Annotated in this window: 18 protein-coding genes; 8 read left to right on the top strand and 10 right to left on the bottom strand. The window is 41.2% G+C overall.

The window, feature by feature from the left end; all coding sequences use genetic code 11:
• The first annotated feature begins 12 nt into the window (after positions 1–12).
• Positions 13–1,356 carry an acetyl-CoA carboxylase biotin carboxylase subunit gene (gene accC, locus AC2D6U_RS02060; RefSeq protein ID WP_484719275.1) on the top strand — a complete coding sequence of 448 codons (1,344 nt, stop codon included), beginning with the start codon at positions 13–15 and terminating at the stop codon, positions 1,354–1,356.
• A gap of 27 nt (positions 1,357–1,383) precedes the next feature.
• Here the strand turns inward: accC and AC2D6U_RS02055 are convergent, their stop codons facing one another.
• The 3 genes from AC2D6U_RS02055 to AC2D6U_RS02045 are packed head-to-tail and all read right to left on the bottom strand — an operon-like array spanning position 1,384 to position 3,540.
• Positions 1,384–1,947 (bottom strand): DUF3109 family protein, encoded by a 564-nt coding sequence (locus AC2D6U_RS02055; RefSeq protein ID WP_484719274.1) that lies wholly within the window; start codon positions 1,945–1,947, stop codon positions 1,384–1,386.
• The gene (locus tag AC2D6U_RS02050) at positions 1,944–2,720 is read right to left on the bottom strand and encodes a glycosyltransferase family 2 protein (RefSeq protein WP_484719273.1); all 777 of its coding nucleotides are present in this window, start codon (positions 2,718–2,720) and stop codon (positions 1,944–1,946) included. The genes AC2D6U_RS02055 and AC2D6U_RS02050 overlap by 4 nt, the downstream gene beginning before the upstream one ends.
• A 7-nt stretch (positions 2,721–2,727) precedes the next feature.
• On the bottom strand, positions 2,728–3,540 hold the full coding sequence (locus AC2D6U_RS02045; RefSeq protein ID WP_484719272.1) for a glycosyltransferase family 2 protein: 813 nt from the start codon (positions 3,538–3,540) through the stop codon (positions 2,728–2,730).
• A gap of 74 nt (positions 3,541–3,614) precedes the next feature.
• On the opposite strand from AC2D6U_RS02045, the gene AC2D6U_RS02040 reads away from it, so the two are divergent.
• Positions 3,615–5,270: an ArnT family glycosyltransferase gene (locus AC2D6U_RS02040; RefSeq protein ID WP_484719271.1), complete on the top strand. Its 1,656-nt coding sequence runs from the start codon at positions 3,615–3,617 to the stop codon at positions 5,268–5,270.
• On the opposite strand, the gene AC2D6U_RS02035 is transcribed toward AC2D6U_RS02040, so the two are convergent.
• From AC2D6U_RS02035 to AC2D6U_RS02020, 4 genes are all read right to left on the bottom strand, one after another.
• Positions 5,258–5,887, bottom strand: coding sequence for an O-methyltransferase (locus tag AC2D6U_RS02035; protein ID WP_484719270.1), 630 nt, complete (start codon positions 5,885–5,887; stop codon positions 5,258–5,260). The two genes, AC2D6U_RS02040 and AC2D6U_RS02035, sit on opposite strands and share 13 nt — an antisense overlap.
• 111 nt (positions 5,888–5,998) lie before the next feature.
• Positions 5,999–6,778, bottom strand: a complete 780-nt coding sequence (locus AC2D6U_RS02030; RefSeq protein WP_484719269.1) for an FkbM family methyltransferase — start codon at positions 6,776–6,778, stop codon at positions 5,999–6,001.
• Between the two features lie 75 nt (positions 6,779–6,853).
• Complete coding sequence (ahcY, locus tag AC2D6U_RS02025; protein WP_484719268.1) at positions 6,854–8,161, bottom strand: adenosylhomocysteinase; 1,308 nt, start codon at positions 8,159–8,161, stop codon at positions 6,854–6,856.
• Positions 8,162–8,226: 65 nt separating this feature from the next.
• On the bottom strand, positions 8,227–8,988 hold the full coding sequence (locus AC2D6U_RS02020) for a biotin--[acetyl-CoA-carboxylase] ligase (protein ID WP_484719267.1): 762 nt from the start codon (positions 8,986–8,988) through the stop codon (positions 8,227–8,229).
• Between the two features lie 55 nt (positions 8,989–9,043).
• Here AC2D6U_RS02020 and rsfS point away from each other — a divergent pair, with 55 nt between their 5' ends.
• The 4 genes from rsfS (at position 9,044) to AC2D6U_RS02000 (ending at position 13,180) form a co-directional block, all read left to right on the top strand.
• Positions 9,044–9,403: a ribosome silencing factor gene (gene rsfS / locus AC2D6U_RS02015; protein WP_484719266.1), complete on the top strand. Its 360-nt coding sequence runs from the start codon at positions 9,044–9,046 to the stop codon at positions 9,401–9,403.
• A 56-nt stretch (positions 9,404–9,459) separates the two neighbouring features.
• Entirely contained in the window at positions 9,460–11,541 is a 2,082-nt protein-coding gene (gene ftsH, locus AC2D6U_RS02010) for an ATP-dependent zinc metalloprotease FtsH (protein WP_484719265.1), read from the top strand.
• An 81-nt stretch (positions 11,542–11,622) separates the two neighbouring features.
• Positions 11,623–12,390, top strand: coding sequence for a UDP-2,3-diacylglucosamine diphosphatase (locus AC2D6U_RS02005; protein WP_484719264.1), 768 nt, complete (start codon positions 11,623–11,625; stop codon positions 12,388–12,390).
• Positions 12,380–13,180: a hypothetical protein gene (locus tag AC2D6U_RS02000; RefSeq protein ID WP_484719263.1), complete on the top strand. Its 801-nt coding sequence runs from the start codon at positions 12,380–12,382 to the stop codon at positions 13,178–13,180. Before AC2D6U_RS02005 ends, AC2D6U_RS02000 begins: the two co-directional genes overlap by 11 nt.
• Here AC2D6U_RS02000 and AC2D6U_RS01995 read toward each other — a convergent pair.
• The 3 genes from AC2D6U_RS01995 to AC2D6U_RS01985 all read right to left on the bottom strand — a co-directional run bounded on the left by AC2D6U_RS01995 (position 13,173) and on the right by AC2D6U_RS01985 (position 16,632).
• The gene (locus tag AC2D6U_RS01995) at positions 13,173–14,531 is read right to left on the bottom strand and encodes a TolC family protein (RefSeq protein ID WP_484719262.1); all 1,359 of its coding nucleotides are present in this window, start codon (positions 14,529–14,531) and stop codon (positions 13,173–13,175) included. The genes AC2D6U_RS02000 and AC2D6U_RS01995 overlap by 8 nt on opposite strands.
• 107 nt (positions 14,532–14,638) lie before the next feature.
• A complete protein-coding gene (locus AC2D6U_RS01990) occupies positions 14,639–15,352 on the bottom strand; it encodes an ABC transporter ATP-binding protein (RefSeq protein WP_484719261.1) in 714 nt (237 codons plus the stop codon).
• A 32-nt stretch (positions 15,353–15,384) separates the two neighbouring features.
• Complete coding sequence (locus AC2D6U_RS01985; protein WP_484719260.1) at positions 15,385–16,632, bottom strand: efflux RND transporter periplasmic adaptor subunit; 1,248 nt, start codon at positions 16,630–16,632, stop codon at positions 15,385–15,387.
• 569 nt (positions 16,633–17,201) lie between these two features.
• On the opposite strand from AC2D6U_RS01985, the gene AC2D6U_RS01980 reads away from it, so the two are divergent.
• Complete coding sequence (locus AC2D6U_RS01980) at positions 17,202–18,578, top strand: sigma-54-dependent transcriptional regulator (protein WP_484719259.1); 1,377 nt, start codon at positions 17,202–17,204, stop codon at positions 18,576–18,578.
• Positions 18,568–19,917 (top strand): sensor histidine kinase, encoded by a 1,350-nt coding sequence (locus tag AC2D6U_RS01975; RefSeq protein WP_484719258.1) that lies wholly within the window; start codon positions 18,568–18,570, stop codon positions 19,915–19,917. The genes AC2D6U_RS01980 and AC2D6U_RS01975 overlap by 11 nt, the downstream gene beginning before the upstream one ends.
• Positions 19,918–19,963: the final 46 nt, after the last annotated feature.

Here is a 19,963-nt window from a genome sequence, read left to right as displayed (position 1 = left end):
AACAAGAAGCTTATGTTCAAAAAAATATTGATCGCCAATAGGGGTGAGATTGCATTACGTGTGATCAGAACCTGCAAAGAAATGGGCATTAAAACTGTAGCAGTTTATTCTACTGCAGATAAAGAGAGCTTGCATGTTCGCTTTGCCGATGAAGCCGTGAATATCGGACCTGCTCCATCTAATCAATCCTATCTCAAGATCCCTCATATCATTTCAGCAGCTGAGATCACCAATGCTGACGCTATACATCCAGGCTATGGTTTCTTATCAGAGAACGCAGAATTTTCAAGAGTCTGTGCCGAATATGGCATTAAATTCATTGGAGCAAGCCCTGATATGATCGACAAAATGGGTGATAAGGCAACCGCTAAGGCCACGATGAAGGCGGCCGGAGTTCCTACAATCCCCGGATCTGATGGCCTCTTAGACTCTGTTAAGCAAGGCATCAAGATCGCCAACGAAATAAAATACCCTGTCATTCTGAAAGCTACGGCAGGTGGTGGTGGCCGTGGGATGAGGATCGTGAACAATGATTCAGAATTTCAAAAGGCTTGGGATGATGCGAAAATGGAGTCGGCAGCTGCCTTTGGTAACGATGGACTCTATCTCGAAAAATTCATAGAAGAGCCACGCCACGTTGAAATCCAAGTGGTAGGCGATAGCCGCGGACGAGCTTGTCATTTGTCAGAAAGAGATTGCTCCATCCAAAGAAGGCACCAAAAATTAGTAGAAGAAACTCCTTCGCCGGCCGTCAATCAAGCCCTACGTGACAAAATGGGCGATGCTGCAGTGAAAGCTGCAGAAGCGATTGCTTATGAAGGTGCCGGAACCGTTGAGTTCCTGCTCGACAAACATGGCGACTTCTATTTCATGGAAATGAATACCCGGATCCAAGTAGAGCACCCGATTACGGAAGAGGTGACTGATTTCGACTTGATCAAAGAACAAATCAAAGTAGCAGCAGGAGAACCAGTCTCTGGAAAGAACTACTATCCAAAGCTATTTGCCATGGAATGTCGAATCAATGCAGAAGACCCTGCGCATGGTTTCAGGCCTTCTCCTGGTAAAATCACGAACCTCCATCTACCCGGTGGACACGGTGTTCGCATAGATAGCCATGTGTATGCTGGCTATACCATTCCTCCGAATTATGACTCCATGATCGCCAAATTGATCGTTAGTGGTCAATCTCGGGAAGAAGTCATTGTTCGAATGAAAAGAGCCCTAGAAGAATTTGTGATTGAGGGGATCAAAACGACGATTCCTTTCCACATCAAGTTGATGGATGATGAAGGGTTTAAATCCGGAGACTTCACCACCAAGTTCTTAGAAAGTTTTGATTTTTCAGATATGTAATAAAAAAGCCGATTTAACCGGCTTTTTTTATTGTCCTTCGATCTCTTCACAAAGCTCGGCATACCACGCTTCTCCATATTTTCTGATCAACGCATCTTTCAGAAATTTGTAAATAGGAACGCCTAATTTTTCCCCTAATTTACAAGCCGCAGAACAAATCGACCAGCGATCGTAGTTCAGAGCTTCATAATGATCGTATTTGGTGACCCTAATCGGGTATAACTCACAGGAAATTGGCTTCTTGAATTTGGTTTTCCCATCTCGGTAAGCTTGTTCAATTCCACATTTAAGAATTCCTTTGTCATCGTAGATCGCAAACGCACATTCCTTCCCACCAATGGTTGTCGTTGAGTAATCTCCCTCAAAGTCTTTAATGTAAAGGCCTTCTTTTTCAATCGCCTCTAAACCTTCTTCAGATAGATAAGGCTTAACGGCTTCAAAGGCATCCTCCAGTTCTTTCAGCTCATGCTCTTCTAAAGGAGCACCAAGGTCACCTTCAACACAACAGGCTCCCTTGCATGCGTCAAGATCACAGACAAAGAAATTCTCTTTGATATCATCACTCAATACGGCATTATCTACTAGTATCATTTCTTCTCCTTCTGTATTTTTTCTCCGGCCAAAATGCGGGTGATTTTCAAGCCCCGAATGTAGACATCATAGGCGCTAAGTGCAGCAATGTGAAAACCTACTTTCCCATCAAGGAAACCCAACTGAATTACGTACTGTCTAAAAAAGCGCCAAAAGGGTTTCAGGATAATTAATAAGAAAAAGTTTCCCGATGAACCCTTTTCTACTTTATCAAAAGCCTTCCATGTTGAATACCAACGAATTCTTTCTATCGATTTATCTATCCCTTTATAGGTGTAATGAAGAATCCGGTGTTTTAACGAGCCTACCGATCCATCAGCGATCACCTCCGCATGCACATTACTGTCCTCATAGCGACAGCGATCTCTCATGAATAGTCGGATGACCTTATCCCTTTGCCAACCACTGAAGCGGACCTTTTTTCCCATGAAAAAACTAGTTCTTCTGATCCAAAAAGCTACATGACCCTCAGGGTCTGTCAAAAGTTCATCAACTTCTTTGATCAATTCATCAGTCGCCTCTTCATCAGCATCCAATAAAAATATCCACTCATGCTTGGCTTGCGGAATGGTCCAGTTTTTTTGAGTAGCAGAATTGACGTATTCGTGCTGAAGCAGGGTCACATCAAATCCTTTTACTATCTCTAGTGTTCGGTCCGTGCTGTACGAATCAACCACAATGATCTCATCCGCCCACAAAACCGATTGAATGGCTCTGGCGATATTCTCCTCTTCATTGAAGGTGGGTATGATGGCAGTAACAGGTTTTTTCATCGACGGCTTATTGGACTGGCTGTTCAAGTTTCTCTAAGCCATTGATGCAGTACTTTATGCCTGACTCTATGGTTTGTTGTTCTATGCTAATATTTTGGGAAGAACGCTCTCGTGAGGCAAACTCGTGATGAATGTGATATTGTAATCCACCAAACTTCAGCTTTCTCTTTTTGATCCCGTTGTTCGTGAACCGAGCGGCCAATTCACTATCCTCTCGGCTATAACCGATGATGTCTTCGTTGAACCCATTTACTTTAAAAAAATCATTTGCCCAATAAGACATATTACACCCTCGGGTCTCGGTATTGAACGCCTCCTTATCATAAAACAATTTGCGTATCAACGGCGACCGTACGGCATTCAGCCTATTGGTAATGTCTTTTTCAAAAGGGCCAAAATCAATTTTTCCGCTCTCTTGAATTTCCTCAGAAATTGTAGGACCTAACAAAACACGACTCCCCTGAAGCCAACAGTCTTTTTTACACCAACTGAGGTGGTCTTCGATAAACCTTGGATGCAAAATGACATCACCATCAATTTGAATGATGTAGTCACTTTCGATCGTTTTCATGGCCTTATTTAGGATGATCGTTTTGGTATAGCCCTGGTCTTCATGCCAAAAATGACGGATAGGGATAGTAAAGACCTTTTGATATTCCTCGATCAGTTCTTTCGTTTCGGAAGTACTCCCATCATCAGCAATGATGATCTCATGAGGTAATATGGATTGCCTCAAAACACTTTTCAAAACCAAGTCTAAGGCTTTAGGCCAATTGTATGTAGCAATGACTAAAGAAGTGCGAAGGCTTGAAGAATTCATAAGAGACCTTTCTATATTTGCTGTTAGATTGCAAAGATAGAAACAATAGTCCAACCTGCTAACCCTTCGATTCTGTGAGTTTTTCTTTCCTTCATACACTCAAAAGCTTCAGACTCGCAACAAGCACGACACTTCACAAGAGTTGGGTCATCATGTCCTTGCTGACCATCCTCTATTTCTACAATTTTCATGTTAACGACATTTGGACACCAAACGAAAGCTTTTATGCCGAATCTGTTCGGGAAATGTTTGAGTCCGGTAATTTTCTGGACATCCAATACAACTACGAACCCCGGTATAATAAACCACCACTCACCTACTGGGCAATAGCCGCCAGTGCTGCTGTATTTGGTCTCAATGAATTTAGTATTCGATTGCCGATCGTTTTGATGGCACTCGGGTCAATTTGGCTCACTTTTCTACTTGGTAAAGATCTCTATGGACATAAGGGCGGTATATATGCCATGATTCTCTATGGCCTCGGCTTACAATTGCTCGCTGTGAAACAGTATGCCTCGCCCGAAATCCCCTTAGCTTTCTTTTTTACGTTAACCTTATTTTTATTCAACAGAGCCTATCAGCGGCAATCAAACGAACTCCTCGCATTAACTTATGTAGCACTAGGTCTAACGGTACTCACCAAAGGCTTTCCTTACATTATTGTCATCGGTGGTATTGTTGTCTTTTACTTATTACTTAAAAACTGGAAAGAGTGGCGATTATTCCTAAGAGAAATCGCTTGGTTGAAACTTCCCTTAGGCATACTCATCGTTGCCGCCATTGGGCTCAGCTGGGTCATTTACATGTATTTGAAAGATGGACAAGACTTTTGGGAGATCTACTATCGAGAAACGTTTGGCAGGGCATTAGATAAGCCATCAAAGGGACTTCAACCGTTCTTTTATATCGGTGTGATCAGCTGGAGTATTATCCCATATTCACTCACCTTCTTTTATGGCATCTATTTTTGGATAAGGAATAAGGAACAAATCACCAAGGTGCTTTTTCCCATCGCTTGGATCGCTGTGATGCTGGTGATCTTTACTATTGCGAAAGGGAAAATACCGACATACATCATTCAAGCACATCCTGCCTTTGCGCTGTTTATGGTGCCTATTTTCTTGAACACTTCGAAATTAAGGTTCTTTACCTTTCTGAACATGGTCATGTCGATAATCCTACTTGTTGGCACTGTTTATCTCATTTTCATCCTCCAGATGCACTGGTTGTTTTTATTGATCACAACCGTTATTGGAGTCTTAGTGGCAAAAGGTTTTTCTACCCTTGACAAAGAACATTTTCAATTACTCCCCTTCTGGGCAATGTTTGGCTTTTTGATCGTCTTTAGTAGTTATTTACCCAAAATTGAAGAATTCAGGCCTTACGATACGATTGGAGCCGTTGTAAAAAATAAACAGATTCAGGCATCAACTCCTCTTCTTTTAGATGCATGGATCATCCATAATTTACCTTTCTATACTGAAAGAAAGGCGAAAAGAGATCAATCTGTTGAGATGATCAATGTATACGCAAAGAACAACGAAACGCTTGCCCTTGTACCAAAGAATCATCTCGCTGCAGTTGAATTTCCTTATGAAATCTTATGGGAAGGTCTTATTTACGATTTTGCCTCCGAATCACAATTCTTCAAATTTGTTAAGGCAACCAATCAAGCCAAGCAGGGAAATAGTGAAAAATTCGCACCCTTTGTCTTGATCTACAAACCTTGATTCGATGTTTGCAAGCGAAATGCTTTAGCCTTCTTGCCTAACAAAAATTTAAACTTGAAAAAATTTGATACTGCGGTGTCCTGTCTCCAGAGCGCAGCATGTTGTTCAAGGTCGATCAATTGGGTAACATCCACATGGTTCGATGCTAAGCCTAATCCCCCTGCAGATTTCCTAAAATCTTCTAAGATGAACCAATACTTGAATTTTTTGATGTGTGGATGATAATGCGCTCTATTACTGTCATGCACCACGACGATTCCTTTATCCGAAAGTAAATCGTGCGCCAACTCAATGCAGTTTTCTCTACGAATGCCATCCACTAAAATAAAATCGAAGGGAGCAAAAGACTTTGGGAAACTGGCATAGATGTCTTCTGAGGGCACTTTCGGATCGTTTCCCTCTACATTCACATAATGCAAATCCAAATTCGGCCGATCGATCTCTTGAGAAATCTTATCGAACCATCCTTTGTGATGCTCTATTGATGACCAATGACTTTCTTTGGGCAGATGTTCAATATAATAGGGCGTGCTCGTACCACAGCCGTATTCTAAGCAACGGTCGGGTTGAAAGGAAGACAATAATTCTTTGAAAAAATCGATCTCCTTATACTTCATGTATGGATCTTTCGATTCATACCCGAAAAGTTTTAGCAATTTCCGTCGGGTTCCCTTTGAGTATATTCCACTTAATGTCTCCATGTAAATTTTCGTTTAACGCTCTATTGCTTATCGAGAAGCCCAAATATACCCTGTTCCATCCCCATTACTTTGTTCCTTCACCTGGTAATTGAATTGTCGTAAGTACGAAACAAGGGCATCGTGGTTTTCATCTTTTCCTTGGCCTTGATGACTTTCTATGCACAAGTTGTTGATCAGCTTAAACTGTTTTTCTCCAAGGTGATAGAGAATAGGATACTCAGAGCCCTCACAATCGAGCTTTAAAAGATCCACTTTTTTCAACTCATACTCAGCCATGATCTGGTCAAATGTTACGGACGGCACCTCTACCTTAATCTTATCATTACCATCATTAAAAATGCTGGAACGACTTGAAAAGCCTTCAACTGTATTGGTATAAAGAACAAGAGGTTCATTGGTGGCAGCTACGGCAACATGATTTAAATTCCAATCGAATGCCTTGAACTGCTCTTTGTATTCGCTCAGCCGCTTGAAATTAGCGGGCATCGGCTCATAGGCGATGACCTTTGCTTGTGGTTTTTGAGTGAGAATGCTCAAACTAAAAAAGCCAACCTGTGCTCCAATATCGATGATGATGGGACGCTCCGCTTTAACAAAGGATTCTCCCAAATGACTTAAGTATACCTTATCAAAAAAATTCTCTTTAAACGTATGTGTCAGTCTTCGCTCAACATTGATTTCGTAACCACTCCTCATCTTAAAAGTAATGGAGTCTCCACCAAAGAGCTTATACAACAGAAAAGTGTACCAGTTCTTAAAATCACCAATAAGGTTTTTGTATCGAGTGATCTTTTTATTCAAAGCCATAAATAAGGTTAAGGATAAAATTCAAATAAAAAAAGGCTCCATATAGGAGCCCTCTTTTAGAATTTCAAAAATCGACTAGTATCTGTAGTGCTCCGGTTTGTATGGGCCTTCTACGGTTACTCCGATGTAATCTGCTTGGTCTTTAGATAAGGTTTCAAGCTCAACACCAATCTTTTCAAGGTGCAAGGCTGCCACTTTTTCGTCCAAATGCTTTGGTAACGTGTATACAGCATTTTCGTATGCTCCTGTATTGGTCCAAAGCTCAATCTGTGCCAAGGTTTGGTTCGTAAATGAATTGGACATCACAAAAGAAGGGTGTCCAGTAGCACAGCCTAAGTTCACCAATCTACCCTCAGCAAGCACGATGATGTCGTTACCTTCGATGTTATAAAGATCCACCTGCGGCTTGATCTCAATTTTTGTGTCGCCATAATTACCATTCAACCAGGCCATGTCAATCTCATTGTCAAAATGTCCAATGTTACAAACAATGGTCTTGTCATTCATCGCTCTGAAATGACGCTCAGCGATGATATCCTTATTTCCTGTTGCAGTCACTACAATGTCAGCTCTTGGGATAGCTGTCTCCATTCTTTTGACTTCAAATCCATCCATTGCCGCTTGCAACGCACAGATTGGATCGATCTCTGTAACGATCACACGAACGCCTGCACCTCTTAGAGAAGCTGCTGATCCTTTACCGACATCACCATATCCGGCAACAACAGCAACCTTTCCAGCCAACATCACATCGGTAGCTCTTCTGATCGCATCGACAAGTGATTCTGTACAACCGTATTTATTATCAAATTTCGACTTCGTTACTGAATCGTTCACGTTGATAGCAGGTAACGGAAGCTTACCATTCTTCATTCGTTCATAAAGTCTATGAACACCGGTAGTGGTTTCTTCTGAAAGTCCATTGATATTCGGCACCAATTCAGGGAATTGATCCAATACCATATTGGTCAAGTCACCGCCGTCGTCTAGAATCATGTTCAAAGGTTGTCCACCTTCGAATGCATGCAAAGTTTGCTCAATACACCAATCAAATTCTTCTTCGTTCATGCCTTTCCAAGCAAAGACCGGAATACCTGCCTTAGCAATCGCTGCAGCGGCATGATCTTGTGTTGAGAAAATGTTACATGAAGACCAAGTCACCTCAGCACCTAGCTCTACAAGGGTCTCTATTAATACAGCAGTTTGGATTGTCATGTGAAGACATCCTGCTATTCTAGCACCTTTGAGTGGTTTTGATTCACCGTACTCTTCTCTTAGTGCCATTAAACCAGGCATCTCAGCCTCAGCCAATTGAATTTCTTTTCTACCCCATTCTGCGAGGTTGATATCTTTTACTTTGTATGCGACAGCAGTTTCAGACATATTTGTTTTTTTTTAATGCTGCAAAGGTAAGGTAAGAAAAGATATATATCAACGATGACGAAGAGTTAAGACAAGACAAATCTAATCTCCTTAACATCAAACACTTGACTTTTATGATCGTCAACTACGATTACCCTGCCTCTATCGTCTATGTCCAGTATTTCACCGAAAAATTCCTGACTAGAATAAAGTTTTACAGGTACTTTAAATCCGTACAAATTCGCTAAATATTTGGCCTTAATGGCAGTAAGATCACCGGATCTCAATCGAATATAGGACTGCTCCAAATAACCGATTACTTGTTCCAATATAGGAGCTAGTTCCAATTCCTTTTTTACATGGTGAATCAAAGAGGTGGCATTTGGCGTATCCCATTCCTCTTGATTGATGTTTAGCCCCACTCCCACAATGGAATTGGTCATCTTGGTGCCACTCAAGCTATTTTCAATCAAGATCCCACAGATCTTTTTTTTATCCACCAACACGTCATTGGGCCACTTTACCTGCACTTTTTTATCTGGAATCCATTTTTTTAATGTCTCCACGACCGCTAAGGAGCTGATCATATTCAAATAGAATTGTTGGTTGACTTGCAAAAAACTTGGTTTCAGCAAAAGACTGAATGTCAAATTTTTATGATGCTCCGAACTCCATGTATTTCCGCGCTGCCCTTTTCCTTGAGTTTGCGCATCAGTAATCACCATTAGCCCCTCTTTTTTGTCAGTATAGCTGACAAGTTCTCGAGTCGTGTCATTAGTTGAATGACAGGTTGGCATGTAAACGACTTCTTTACCGAGAAATAGCGTATTTGCAAGGATTTTGTACAACGTAATTCGTTAATTTGAAACACGAAAAAAGAAAAATTATCTCATTAATTACTGAATGACCTCCCAAGAAATAAGTCAACTCATCATAAAGGGAATGGAAGAGCGTAAAGCCGAGGACATTGTTCTTATGGATTTGCGCCACGTGAAAGGAGCAGTTACAGATTTTTTTGTCCTATGTTCAGGAAACTCTGATACGCAAGTTGAAGCCATTTCAGAATCAATTCAAGAAGCCATTTTCAAAAGCTCAAAGGAAAACCCATGGAAAAAAGAGGGGTTCACGAACAAAGAATGGATACTTTTGGATTATGTCAATGTGGTCGCACATGTTTTTAAAAAAGACAAGCGCCAGTACTATGCATTAGAGGACCTTTGGGGTGATGCACAATTAACGACAATCCAACCTACTCAAGGTTAACTTAATCAACACTTGAGCGTTATACAATAGGTTTCAAAACTAGAAAAGAATAGCAAATGCCAGATAATCCAAGAAAGAAGAACATTATACCAAAGCCCGGGCAGCCTGGTAAAAAGCCTAACAACCAGCTTTGGATATTCATATCATTGATCATTGTATTCTTCGCCATTTCCTTTTTAACCAATTCAAATACGGGCATTCCTATCACGCCCTCACGATTTGAAGACATGGTCAAAAGCAATGATATAGCGAAGATCGTTTTCATTACCAATCAGCGCAGTGTCGAAATTACACTGAAACAAGAAGCGCTACAGAACGCGAAGTACAAAACCGAACTTGAGAACAACAGTCTTTTCGGTACTGCTACAGGGCCGCACTATGTAATGAAGGATTTCTATTCATCAGCAGATAAATTCGATGAATACTACAATGAATTTCTAGAAGACAACAACATCAATAAAGCACAACAAGTGCCGGTAGAATTCAATGAACGGACGACAGTTATTGACTTCCTAAGTACTTGGGGTTTCCTAATTTTGATCATTCTGTTCTTCTGGTTAATGATGAGAAGAATGACAGGTAATGCAGGTCCTGGAGGTCAGATATTCAACATCGGTAAATCTAAAGCGGCTTTATTTGATGCAGAGAATAAGGTGAAAATCACCTTTGATAATGTTGCAGGCTTAGATGAAGCGAAAGAGGAGATCAAGGAGATCGTTGAGTTCCTAAAAAACCCCTCCAAATTCACGAAACTTGGTGGTAAAATACCTAAGGGTGCCTTACTCGTAGGCCCTCCGGGAACGGGTAAAACCCTTCTTGCAAAGGCAGTTGCTGGCGAGGCAGCAGTTCCTTTCTTTTCCTTGTCGGGTTCCGATTTTGTGGAAATGTTTGTGGGTGTGGGTGCCGCTCGAGTGCGAGATTTATTCAAACAAGCCAAAGAAAAAGCTCCATGTATTGTCTTTATAGATGAGATTGATGCCATCGGCCGTTCGCGAGGTAAAGGACAAATGCCAGGCTCTAACGATGAAAGAGAGAACACCTTGAATTCACTTTTGGTAGAAATGGATGGCTTTGCCACCGATTCTGGAGTGATCATATTGGCAGCCACTAACCGTCCAGACGTGCTTGATAATGCCTTGCTAAGACCAGGCCGATTCGATCGTCAAATCAGTATTGACAAACCGGACATCGTGGGTCGGGAAGCTATCTTTAAGGTGCATCTTAAGCCGATCAAATTAGAGAAGGACGTTGACCCTAAGAAGTTATCAGCTCAAACGCCAGGGTTTGCAGGTGCAGAAATTGCCAACGTTTGTAACGAAGCCGCTTTAATTGCAGCCAGAAGAGACAAAAAGGCGGTCGACATGCAGGACTTCCAAGATGCCATCGACAGGGTCATTGGGGGACTAGAGAAAAAGAATAAGCTTATTTCTCCAGAGGAAAAAAAGATCGTGGCATACCACGAAGCCGGTCACGCAGTAGCTGGATGGTTCCTTGAGCATGCAGACCCATTGGTCAAGGTGTCGATTGTACCTCGTGGAGTTGCTGCTTTAGGCTATGCACAATATTTACCGAAAGAACAGTTCTTGTACCAGACAGAACAGTTGATCGATGAAATGTGCATGACGTTAGGCGGTAGAGCTGCAGAGCAGATCATCTTTGGAAAGATATCAACCGGTGCGCTAAGTGATCTTGAGCGTGTCACCAAGGTAGCCTATAGCATTGTTACCGTGTATGGCATGAATGAAAAAATTGGGAACATTTCTTTCTATGATTCCAAGCAAAGTGAATACAGCATGACAAAGCCTTATTCGGAAGATACAGCAAAAACGATCGATGAAGAGGTGAAGAAAATTGTCGATGATGCTTACAAACGCACCATCACTTTATTGACAGAAAAGAAAAAGGAATTAGAAATTCTCGCGCAAGAATTGTTGGAAAAGGAAATTATTTTCCAATCTGACCTTGAAGGATTAATTGGTAAACGACCGTTTGAAAATCAAACGAGTTACCAAGCCTTTACCGAGAACAATGAAGAGAAAAAAGAAGACTCGGTAAAAGACGCTAGTGAAGAAGTCTCTCCTTCCGCTGCCACTGAAACAACAGTTGAGGAGGCCGAAGACGTCAAAAAGGAGGAGTAATCCTCAACAATACTAATAGTCAAAATCAGGTCGCATGCGGTCTGATGTTTTTTATTCAGTCGCATTAAAGATATTGCTGAAGTGGACGTGAAGATCTCGTTGAATCCAGGACAAAAGGTATATTTCGCCTCTGATTTTCATCTGGGTGTTCCTGATTATGCAAGTAGTTTAGCGCGAGAAAAGCGGATCATTCGATGGCTAGATCAGTGCAAGCAAGATGCAAAAGCCATTTTCCTTGTCGGAGACCTCTTTGATTTTTGGTTCGAATACAAGCATACCATACCTAAAGGATATACCCGTTTTTTAGGCAAACTCGCTGAACTTTCTGATGCCGGAATTGAGCTGCACGTTTTTGTCGGCAACCACGATCTTTGGATGTTTGGGTACTTCGAAAGAGAACTGAATGCGAAGGTCTATTATAACCCTATTCAAGTCTCTATCAATAATGTTTCGCTCTATGTCGGGCATGGTGATGGCTTAGGACCAGGAGACAAAGGCTACAAACAGTTGAAAAAGATCTTTACGAATTCTTTTTTCCAATGGTGCTTTCATTGGCTACATCCAAACATTGGCGTCGGACTTGCCAATTTTTGGTCATCAAAAAGCAGAGCTCAAGCGAACAATGTAGAACAAGAATTCCTTGGTGATAAAGAATGGTTGTGGCAATATGCCAAGTTTGTGGAGTCTTCAACTCATCACGATTACTACGTTTTTGGACATCGCCACCTACCCCTTGATCTAGAAGTCGGTAAAAAAAGCCGTTACATCAATTTAGGTGAATGGATAACGCAATACACGTATGCTATTTTTGAAGAAGGGGTATTGAAGCTCACAAAACATGAGGATTAAGCTGACATTTATTTTATTTCTCCTCCCTCCTCTTGCCTTCGGACAAACGCTTAAGTTGATAAGCGCCTTTGAAATACAGCAGCAACCTGTTTCCGTTTCTATTGACAGAACGGGTAGGTTGTACCTAGGCCTCAGCAATGGTGAGATCGAACGCTACGACACAGAAGGTAATTTAGAGTATAACAATTCTACCAATAGAAGATTTCCTATTACGCTGATTGAAGCCTGGCAAGGTCTTAAGACCTTTGTTTATTCAAGCGCGTATCAAGAGTATTTCTTTTTGGATAGGTTCTTCAATAATTCAGAGTTTTATCGGGTAGAAGGCAATGAGTTCAGGACATTTGATGGGCTAGCAACGCTAGAGAATGATCAGACCCTCTGGGCTTTTAATACCGAAACACAAACCTTACGTAAAGTAGACCTGTATAATAATGAACTCTTGTTCGACAACCAGTTGAACCTGACGTTGAACATAGAAGACATCTCCCCGGAGCATATGCGCGTTTATCAGAACCTTGTGTTCATTAGCGAAAAAGACCATGGCATAGCTGTATTCGACAACCTAGGTGGTTTTTTGGACTTTATACCCAAAAAGGGAATCTCTTATTTCTCATTTCTTAACGATGAAATAATTCTCTATGATGGGAATACGCTCGAATTGATGAACATTTATACCAAAAAGAAACGAGTGGTACCTATTGGCAACCACTCGTTCGATTTTGTGCTCATGGAAAAAGATCAATTGATCGGTATAAAGGGAAAACGCATCGAACGCTTTCAAATCAATTGAGTCCGAAATTATCAAGCTCTAAATTGAGCTCACCGATGTAAATATCTAAGATCAACTTCCTGAATAAAATGCTGTATTTAGCACGAGTAAGCTCCAACTCGCCATTATTCTTTCCATTCAAACTGACCAAATAGGTAACAAAATCAATTGTTCCATTTTCGTATCTGGTTTTTGAAAATTCAAAGGCTGTATTCAGATTGAGTAAACTCTCTTTCGCCGCTCTATAGCTTTCCTTCGCATTCAAGAGATCTAGATAGGCTTGCTGAACATTGTTACGCAAGGTGTTTTCTGTGTCTTGAAGACTAAGTTCGGCATTCAAAAAACTGATCTTTTGTTGCTGCATTTGTGTCCTATTATTGAATCGTGTGAAGAGCGGAATATTCAAGTTGAAACTAGCACGTTTGGAAGCATTAGTTTGAAACTGTGTAGTTGGATCTAAAACTGAACCATCCGCTGGGTCCTTTAAATTCGAAGACCAACCGGTTCCATAGCTTGCACCTAAGGTTACACTAGGCATCCAATTGAACTGAGCAATCTTTAACGACTTCTTGGATGCTTCAAGATTTAGCTGAGCAGACCTTAGGGCTGGAGAATAATCTCTGGCCTTAGTGTATACGGATTGATATTCCTCAACCTCAGCCTCTAATTGTGCATCCTCAGGTGTAATGCCTTCAAAATCATAATTGTCCAGAGGGTCTAACAGAAGTAGTTGGATTAAGGTCAACTTCGCACTCTGCAATTGGTTCTTCAAGTTGACGATCCGCAATTCTTGTTGCGCAACCTGCGAACGAAAATTATACACTTGCTCCATATTGCCAACCCCTGCTTTTTCTCTCTTTTGCTCTCTCTCCAATTGCTCTTTCAACAAATTATTGGTCTGCTCCTGTATCCTTAAATTTTCGCGCGTATTCACGATGTTGAGAAAGCCATTCACCACCGATGCTTCCGTTGCCAATTCATTGGATCGCACTTGCTCTTGCGAAGCTTCGTAGAGATACCTGTCGCGCTTTACGCCATAAACATTCTGAAAACCATTGAAAATAGTGAAGTTCCCACTAATAGTGCCTCCTCCGGAAAGCGTTGTCGTGTTCACCAAATTACCAGTCGTTTGGTCGAACTGCAGTCCTTCATTCCAATTATGAGAAGCAGAAGCACTCAAGGATGGTAGAAATTGCATTTTGCTTTGGGTATAGCCCGCTTTTCGACTGATGGCATTGTTTCTTGCCCTTTTGATGTCGAGGTTATTTTCCAAGGCGATGTTGATGCATTCCTCTAGTGTTAAAACGGTCTGCGCTTCAACGAAATACAGGCTACTGACTAAAAGTGCAAATGTGTAGAGTAACTTTTTCATAATTGTGTTTTCTGATTGTATTAGGACAAGGCTACGCCATACCCTTTGAAGAAAGCGTGATTTTCGCCGTCTTTTGTTGACAGACGGCGATTCCTATGTAGGTTGATTTATACTAGAGAGTTCTCTTTAGAATTGATGTTCTCAGACACCACCTGTCCGTCAAAGAGGTTCACTATGCGATGAGCATATTCTGCATCAGTCGCAGAGTGTGTTACCATGATGACAGTTGTTCCGCTTTGATTGAGTGTACTCAATAGCGTCATCACTTCCTGACCATTGGTAGAATCCAAGTTTCCAGTTGGCTCATCCGCTAATATCAAATTGGGTTGAGCTACTACAGCACGAGCCACAGCTACTCGTTGCTGCTGACCTCCTGAGAGCTGTTGTGGAAAGTGATCTTTTCTGTGCATGATCTGCATCTGCTCTAATACTTCTTCCACTCTTTTCTTGCGTTCAGCAGAAGGGTATTTCAAATAGATGAGAGGAAGCTCCACATTTTCATAGACTGTCAATTCGTCGATTAGGTTGAAACTTTGAAATACGAACCCAATGTTCCTTTTTCTTAGCTCAGCTCTTTGTCTTTCAGAATATTTTGAGACCTCTTCATTGTAAAAAAAGAACTCCCCTTCAGAAGGGTTGTCCAATAGACCGATAATGTTCAAAAGAGTGGATTTACCACAACCTGAAGGACCCATGATTGCAACGAATTCACCTTCTTTAATGTCAATATTTACATTATTCAAAGCAGTTGTTTCAATCTCATCAGTATAGTAGAACTTCTTGAGTCCCTTTGTCGTGATAAGGCTTTTGTTGTTTTCCATGATAAAAATAGTTTATAGTTGTATTGAATTAATTATTGTTTGATAATCAGTTTGTCTTTGTCATCATAGCCGTCGTAAGAAGAAAAGATGACCTTTTCACCCGGCTGGAGACCTTCTAAAACCTCGTAATGTCTTGGAGTTTGATTTCCAATTCTGATCTGGCGTCTTTCTGCAACATCTCCCGTTTCGTTAAGAACGAAAATCCAATTGCCTCCTGTGGTCTGGAAGAAGCTTCCGCGCGGTATCTGAACAGCGTTCTTTTCTTCGCTTAATTGAAGCCTAATAGAAAGCGTTTGACCTCTTCTCACTCCATCAGGCACTTCACCGACCATCTCCACAACGAACTGGCCGTTAATGATTTCAGGAAACTTCTTTCGAATAGTGAGCGCATATGAATTGCCAGCAAAATCATAAGTTCCTACCAGTCCTTCGTAGACTCTAGGCAAGTAGTGCTGATCGACATTTGCTCTGATCTTAAATCCATCCAGGTCATCGATTTGGGCAATGGTAGTCCCTTGACCGATTTGTTGCCCAATTTCAACATTTACTGTTGACAATAGTCCGTCAATCGGAGCAGTTACCCACAAGTCTTCCAACTGTCGTCGTACGATCTCCAAACTTTCTTGAGAGGTCACAAGACGTTCTGTATTCTGTTTTACCTGGGTAACGGCGTTGATTGAATCAAACTCCATTTGCTTTAAAGTATTCGTCCGTGTTGCCAACAATCGATCGTACATCCTTTTTGAATTTAAAAAATCCAACTCTGAAATGACACTATCTTGCCAAAGCAATTTATTTCGTTGGTAACGATCTCTCGCCTCATCGATATCAAAATCCAAGGTAATTACTTGCGCCTTAGTGGCGAAAAGCCTTTGTTGGAGTTGATTATTTGTGTTTTCAATCTCGTTTCTTAATCGATTGGTTTGCGTCTGTTGTTGAATGTAACTCATTTCCAAATTACTGTTCTCAAGCTTTAGGATGGTGTCTCCTTCGCTCACCTCTACGCCACCTTCAAGAAAACGACGCTTCACATTTCCTCCTACAACAGCATCCAACCGAATCGTTGTTTTGGGCTCTACTGCTCCTTCTATAGGAATATATTCTTGAAACGGACCTTCAAAAACAGCAGCTACACTGATCTTATCCAGTTCTACATTGAGTTTCGATGAGTTATCCGCAAAAACGAAGACATAGAGAATTAAAAATAATACACTAGCACTACCAACAACTGTCACTACGCGCTTTAGTGTAAACTGCTTCTTTTTGATTTTTCTGTCCATTGCTATCTATTCTGTGTTTTCTATTCCGACTCCCTAGTGGCAACAAGGGTGCCAATTTTACAACACACTAATTATCAGCGTATTATATAATATCAGGAAGATTTACATCGAATGAAAGTGTACACATTCAAAACACATATTGATCGGAATCGAACACTTTAATGGGGTTTTAGAAAGGGAAGGGCATAAAAAAAGGCTCAGTTTGGTCAGAACCGAGCCCAAAGGTCAAAAACTCAAAATATCTGAATTAATGTATAATTAATTCAAAACAACGATGGCAATATAAGTACTTTGTTAACATCTGCAAAATAAGCCCTCTTCATTTCGCTCATTTTTCTGAGGTAAAATGAAAAATATATGTACCAACTTATTTTAAGAAAAATAAAACTTATTAAAATCATAAGGCTAATAAAAGAGGAAACATTACGCCGATCACTTCCGCCAGTTTAATATGTCCTTAAACGAACACTTTATCGATCATTATCGTACATTGAAACTTATGATGATGCCCATTCAGCTGACCACGGGTGTTGGCATCATTTCAGCTTAATACCACTCAAATGATGTCAATGGAGAAGCAATTAGGAAAAATACTAGTCATCGATGACGATGAAGATGTGCTCATCGCGGCCAAACTGTTATTGAAAAAACATGCCAAAGAGGTACTCATAGAAAAGAATCCAAAGAAGATTCCTTTCCTCATGAACAACGACTCTTACGACGTTATCCTATTGGATATGAACTTCAGTAAGGACACAACAAGTGGCAAAGAGGGGTTCTATTGGTTAGAACAAATACTGGATGCCGACCCTAAGGCGGTTGTTATCATGATCACTGCTTTTGGAGGCGTAGAAATGGCTGTCCAAGCCCTCAAACAGGGCGCAACGGACTTTGTGCTTAAGCCTTGGCAAAACGAGAAGTTGTTGGCCACTCTTTCTGCAGCCATTAAACTGAAAGAGTCTTATAAAGAAGTAGATAAGCTCAAAACAGCCAACAAGCAATTAGAAGCAGACATTAATAAACCGTTTCAAAACATCATTGGCGACAGTCCTTCGATGAAAAATGTCTTTAGCATCATCGACAAAGTGGCCGGTACTGATGCCAATGTCCTCATCTTAGGAGAAAATGGTACAGGCAAAGAGTTGGTGGCTCGTGCCATTCACCAGCGTTCACTGCGGAAAGACAACGTGTTTGTTGGCGTGGACATGGGAGCCATTACAGAAACCCTTTTCGAAAGCGAACTATTTGGACATAAAAAAGGCTCATTTACTGACGCAAAAGAAGACCGAGCCGGCCGTTTCGAGGTCGCTTCTGGCGGTTCCTTGTTCTTGGATGAGATTGGTAACCTGAGCATGCCTTTGCAGTCCAAACTCCTGACCGTACTTCAAAACCGAAAAGTCACTCGAATAGGCAATAACCAATCGATGGACATTGACATTCGTTTGATCTGTGCGACCAATATGCCCGTTTACCAAATGGTAGCGGACAGTACTTTTCGACAAGACCTACTTTATCGAATCAATACGGTTGAGATTCATCTTCCGGCGCTTCGCGACCGCCAAGGAGATATTTCTCTTTTAGCACAGCACTTTGTAAAGGTATACGCCGAAAAGTATAGAAAGCCTGGAAAGAAAATAGCTCCTTCTGCGCTTAAGAAACTGGAAAAATATAGCTGGCCTGGCAACATTCGTGAATTGCAGCACGCTATTGAGCGCGCCATTATCATGAGCGAAGGGCAAGCCTTAATGCCCGATGATTTCTTTTTCCTGGTGCAAAAGACCGATCAGACGATTGACAATAGCGACAACCTGAACCTCGATGATGTGGAAAAAAATGTGATCCTGAAAGCCATCAACAAACACTCAGGTAATATCAGTAAGGCTGCAAAAGAATTAGGCCTTACACGAGCTTCTTTGTATCGAAGACTAGAGAAACATGGGCTTTAAAAACCTCCGGCTCAATATAATCGCACGCATCGCGTTATTGCTTTTGACGATGATCGGCATTGCGCACACCTATTACCGATTGGATCAGGTGAGCAGCTCCATTTATCTTGGGCTCTTCGCTCTAATTCAAGTGTATTTTCTACTCAAGGTGCTTGACAAAACCAATCGCGAGATCTCAAACTTTCTAAGCTCTATCCGATACGACGACTTTACGACCACGTACCCAACCAAGGGGCGTGGTAAATCCATGAATGAGCTCTATCAAGAGTTCAATAGTGTGATCAAAAAGTTTCGCGAAATTCGAGCGGAAAAGGAAGCCAATTACCACTACTTCCGAACGATCGTACAACATGTGGGTATTGGCCTAATCACCTTCAATAAGCAAGGAGACGTACAAATCATCAACGCAGCGGCAAAACAACTCATCGGTGTTGATTCTATTGCGAGTATTTTCGAATTAAGTAAAGTGAGTCCGAAGTTGGTTGAATCGTTGGTAAAACTAAAAACCGGCGGTAGCGATCTAATTGATATTTCGATAGAGGGAAGTAGGATTCAACTTTCTGTTTATGTGATAGAACTCGTACTGAGAGGAGAAGAATTCAAACTGGTTTCCATTCAAAACATCCAAAGTGAATTGGAAGAAAAGGAAATGGATGCATGGCAGAACCTGATTCGAGTGCTGACCCATGAGATCATGAATTCCGTCACTCCCCTATCGTCATTAGCTGCGACAGTCGAAGAGAACTTGGTCGATAACATAGAAGATGATGTTCCTATTGAAAAGGACGAGCTCGAAGACATTTACCTTGCCGTAAAGACCATTAAAAAACGAAGCGAAGGACTGATTCACTTTGTTTCAGATTTCAGAAACCTGACCCGACTGCCTGAACCAAAGATGAAGGAGGAGGACATGCAAGACGTCATTCAGCACATTCTCGTTTTACTTTCCAAGCAATTGGAAGAGAGGGGCATTGAGATTTCATTGAATGTAAAACCACGTGGTCTGATATTCATGGTGGATAAAGAGCAGATCGAGCAGGTATTGATCAACATTTTTCAAAATGCCATTCATGCCATGGAAGAGAACACACATGAAAAATTCTTAGTGATCAATTGTTTTATTAACCCTTACGAACGACCGACCTTAACCATTCGAGACAATGGCTCAGGTATTGATGAAGAGGCATTGACTAAAATCTTTATTCCATTTTTCACTACTAAAAAACAAGGTTCTGGAATTGGGCTCAGCTTATCGAAACAGATCATGCGAAAACATGGCGGGGCAATTAGTGTCCGTTCTGTCATTGGGGAAGGAACGGAATTCACTTTAAGGTTTTAGTATTTATTGAAAAGACTTAACTTCCCACATCATTATAAACCCGTTC

The sequence above is a fragment of the Roseivirga sp. YIW32 genome (assembly GCF_057219245.1).
Note: the sequence above shows the minus strand (reverse complement) of the source record. Positions and strands in the feature narration are given on the sequence as shown.